Source organism: Methylobacterium sp. WL9 (genome assembly GCF_008040035.1).
Lineage (GTDB): Bacteria > Pseudomonadota > Alphaproteobacteria > Rhizobiales > Beijerinckiaceae > Methylobacterium > Methylobacterium thuringiense.
In genome coordinates this window covers 1-3,679 of record NZ_VRVE01000152.1, presented here as the reverse complement: position 1 = coordinate 3,679, position 3,679 = coordinate 1, and the positions used below count along the sequence as shown (strand labels likewise).

At 68.0% G+C, this 3,679-nt stretch carries 5 protein-coding genes; 3 read left to right on the top strand and 2 right to left on the bottom strand.

Features of this window, described 5'->3' with window-relative positions; genetic code table 11:
* Positions 1–164 precede the first annotated feature (164 nt).
* Both FV217_RS21990 and FV217_RS21985 read left to right on the top strand, forming a co-directional pair.
* A complete protein-coding gene (locus FV217_RS21990; RefSeq protein ID WP_147821736.1) occupies positions 165–455 on the top strand; it encodes a hypothetical protein in 291 nt (96 codons plus the stop codon).
* A gap of 35 nt (positions 456–490) precedes the next feature.
* On the top strand, positions 491–2,086 hold the full coding sequence (locus FV217_RS21985) for a DUF2793 domain-containing protein (protein ID WP_147821735.1): 1,596 nt from the start codon (positions 491–493) through the stop codon (positions 2,084–2,086).
* 24 nt (positions 2,087–2,110) lie between these two features.
* On the opposite strand, the gene FV217_RS21980 is transcribed toward FV217_RS21985, so the two are convergent.
* Positions 2,111–2,776, bottom strand: a complete 666-nt coding sequence (locus FV217_RS21980) for a DUF1698 domain-containing protein (protein ID WP_147821733.1) — start codon at positions 2,774–2,776, stop codon at positions 2,111–2,113.
* Positions 2,777–2,972: 196 nt separating this feature from the next.
* Positions 2,973–3,095 (bottom strand): hypothetical protein, encoded by a 123-nt coding sequence (locus FV217_RS23730; RefSeq protein WP_281407184.1) that lies wholly within the window; start codon positions 3,093–3,095, stop codon positions 2,973–2,975.
* A 138-nt stretch (positions 3,096–3,233) separates the two neighbouring features.
* Between FV217_RS23730 and FV217_RS21975 the strand changes: the two genes are divergently transcribed.
* Positions 3,234–3,679, top strand: a 446-nt coding sequence (locus FV217_RS21975; RefSeq protein WP_187272673.1) for a lysozyme, incomplete at its 3' end; no start/stop codon positions are given.

Sequence of the window (3,679 nt, the reverse complement as noted above, 5' to 3'; positions counted from 1 at the left end):
CGTGCCGGTTTCGGGGATCGTCGCACCGGTGAGACGCTCGATGAGGATATCCAGCGGGGGCACGGGCAGCACGCCCGGCGATCGGTTTCACGGCGAGCGCCGGGCTCGCGGCCTTCCTGCCGCTGCGCCCCGTCCATCTGCGGGCGCGGCGCGAGGCCGAAGGCGTGCGCTTCAGCTGGATCCGCCGGGCGCGCCGCGACGCCGACACCTGGGAGCCCGCCGAGATCCCCCTCGACGCGATGTCGGAGGCCTACATCCTCGACATTTTCCGGAGTGACGGCATCGTGGCTCGCTCCCTGGCCGCCGCGGAGCCGAACGCGCTCTACCCGATCACCGACGAAACGGCGGATTTCGGCGGCCCGCAGACCGCGATCGAGGCCGCGGTCGCGCAGGTCGGCACGATCGCCGGCCGTGGCCCCGCGACGCGGGCGCAGGTGCCGGTCCGCGAGGCCTGATCCAGGAAGCCCTGATCCACATCACGGAGAGCCCCATGGCGGACACCACCCGCAACCTCGGCCTGCCGCTCATCGCGGCGGCTCAGGCGCAGAAGCACGTCACGCACAACGAGGCGCTGACCGCCCTCGACGCGCTGGTGCAGCTCGCCTGCCTCGACAAGGATCTCGCCGCCCCGCCCGCCGGCCCGGCCGAGGGCGACCGCTACCTCGTCACCGCGGCGAGCCCGACCGGCGCCTGGGCCGGTCTGTCCGGACAGGTGGTGCGCTTCGCGGACGGCGTCTGGGCCGGCGCGATGCCCCGGCCCGGCTGGTTCGCCTACGTGATCGACGAGGCCGACCTCTACGTCTTCACCGGTACCGCCTGGGCGAGCTTTCGCGGCAGCCTGACGGCCCTGCAGAACCTGACCCGCCTCGGCATCGGCACGGCAGCCGACGCCACCAACCGTTTCGCCCTGAAGGCCGACGCCGCCCTGCTCTCCTGGGACGACGTGACGCCGGGCTCGGGCAACCTGCGCGTCACGCTGAACAAGCAGGCGGCGGCGAAGGATGCCGGCTTCACGGTCCAGACCGGGTTCTCGACCCTTGCGCTGCTGGGCAGCTTCGGCTCCGACGATTTTTCGCTGAAAGTCAGCCCGGACGGGGCCGCCTTCTTCACGCCGCTGACTGCATCGGCCAGCACCGGCCGGCTGACGCTCGGGCGGATCGCCGGGCCGCTGGAGATCAGCGCCAATGCCGGCGCGCTGCCCGATACCCTGCCGCAGACGGTCCTGCGCGTATCGAGCGCCGACGGGCAGCAGGCGCGGCTGGTCTTCGACAGCTTCGGCGCCACTGCGCCGGGCAACTTCATCTTCCGGACGGCGAACGGCACGGCGGCTGCACCCTCGGCGCTCCCGGCCGGGACGTCGATGGGTCAGTTCTCGGCCTTCGGCTACGGCACCACCACCTATGGCAGCTCAGCGCGGGCTCAGGTGGCCTTCGCGACGACGGAAGCCTGGACCGACTCTGCGCAAGGCGCCCGTGTCCTGATCCGGACGACCCCGATCGGCACGGCCGGCATCGTGGAGGTCTTTTCGGCCGAGTCCAACGGTGCCATCAGGCTGGTGCCTCTGGCCTCCGATCCGACGGCCGGCGTCGCGCAAGGCCAACTCTACGCCAACAGCACTGCCGCGGCCCTCAAGTGGCACACGGGCACCGCCTGGGCGCGGATCAGCAATTTCGCCAAGTTCGCGAGCACCACGAGCTTCGACAACTACGTCGGTGCGGCAAACTGGACGAAGGTCCAATTCAACACCGCCGACAGCAACGACCAGGGCGCCTTCGTCGCCGCAAGCAATCGCTTCGTCGCACCGGAAGCCGGCCTCTACGGATTCGACACCGCCCTGGTCTTCAGGAAGAACGGCAGCAACGCTCCGACCGCCTTCGAAGCGCAGTTCTACAGGAACGGTACCCCGGCCGGCCGAGGCCGCACCTCTGCCACCGGCACCCTCGTCGACGGCGTCACCGCGATCGACCTCTCGACCGCCCTGAAGCTCGCAGCCGGCGACACCGTCGAGGTCTTTGTCCGCTTCAGCGGTGCGGACGGCTACGTCGCCGCGAGCGATTCTTTGTTCAGTGGCCGGCAGATGGCCTGACTGGCAGGGCCGTCTCGGCAGAGATCAAGGCTGGCCGCCGGGGCGGCGGCTGCCTTTCCCGGCGGCGATCGGCATGTAGGAAGGCCGCCTCGGCAGCATCTTTTGCGAGATCGAGGTCGGAGTGTTCGCAACGCGTCCCCGCACGCAGATCCGGCTCATCGTGAAATCCTTGGTCTCGGACGGACATTCCGGCCTCGAAGTGACCTCGATATCCAACAGGCCGACTTCCTCGATCATCGCGATCAGGCACGGCTCATTCGGGCTCCACCAGTTCGATGGGTTTGCATCGAAGCTGTCGCGGGGGTGGAAAAGCATCACCGGTTCCTGCGTCGGACCGATCGCCACCGTCGTCTCGACATAGATCGAGCCTCCGAAGCGGCAAAGTTTTCTCAGACGGTAGAGAAAGGAAAGCGGGTTCTCTACGTGGTAAAGCACTCCTGCCGAGTGAACGATATCGAATTCCGGCAGCTGTAGCGCCTTCTCGGACAGAAGATCGAGCTGTATGAAATCAAAACTCGACGTTGAAAGCGTTCGCTCAAGATCGGGCGACGTGCAGTAGTCTATCCCCAGCACGCTTGCGGCCCCGCGCGCGACCGCCTCGGCACAGATATCGCCTTCCCAACAACCGACATCGACGAAGCTGAGACCATCCATCCGCTCCGGCAAGCCATGCGAAGTCCATTGACTCATTCGGCGTCTCTCCGGTGTCGCACACGACCAGTACGGCGAAATTCGTACTGATCCTTTCAGTCGACCGCCAGTCCCGGTTCGTCTCGGCCGAACAGCCGACGCCTTTTTAGAAAGATCGTCGCAACGATGCCGGCCAACGGCCACCGCTGACGCCGACAGTCGACCAAACTCACGCTGCCGGGGTGCCGCAGCCTGATCAGACGAACCAGCGCCAGCCCATCAGCAGACACAGCATCAGGCAGAGGCTGGCCACGATCACGGCCGCCGCCGCGTCGAGCGTCCAGACCGCCCGGTCCCACTGCTTGTCTTCCGGTGTCATCGGCAGTCCTCCCGATCGCGGGGACTGACTAGCGCGGCCGTGTTGCCCGAAGATTTCGGTTTTTCACAGGTCCCGGCCGTCGGCGCACGGCGTGAGCCGAGCCGATTCGTTCCCCCCACAATCGGCATGGAGACCAGCATGACCGCATCCGCGATCATGACGCCGCTCGGCATCGCGGCGCTGAAGGCGCGCGAGGGCGTACGGCTCGGCGCCTATCGCGACAGCGTCGGGGTGCCGACGATCGGCTACGGCCACACCAAGGGGGTCAGGCTGGGCCAACGGATCACGCAAGCCGAGGCCGACGCGCTGTTCCTGGAGGATCTGGCGAGCCACGCCCTGCCGATCCTGTCCTGCATCGCCGTCCCGGTGGCCGAGCACGAGCGCGACGCGCTGATCTCCATCGCCTTCAACATCGGCGTCGGCGGTTTTCGGGCATCCGGGTTCCTGCGGCGGCTCAATGCCGGCGACCGGGCGGGGGCCGCCGAGGCGATCCTGGCCTGGCGCAGACCGCCCGAGATCCTCTCGCGGCGGCAGGCCGAATACGACCAGTTCCGCACCCCCTACGCCGTCGCCCTGCCCCGCGC

Coding starts and splice junctions, on each gene's coding strand:
- FV217_RS21980 (WP_147821733.1), bottom strand. CDS start 2,776: ATGAGTCAATGGACTTCGCATGGCTTGCCGGAGCGGATGGATGGTCTC.
- FV217_RS23730 (WP_281407184.1), bottom strand. CDS start 3,095: ATGACACCGGAAGACAAGCAGTGGGACCGGGCGGTCTGGACGCTCGAC.
- FV217_RS21985 (WP_147821735.1), top strand. CDS start 491: ATGGCGGACACCACCCGCAACCTCGGCCTGCCGCTCATCGCGGCGGCT.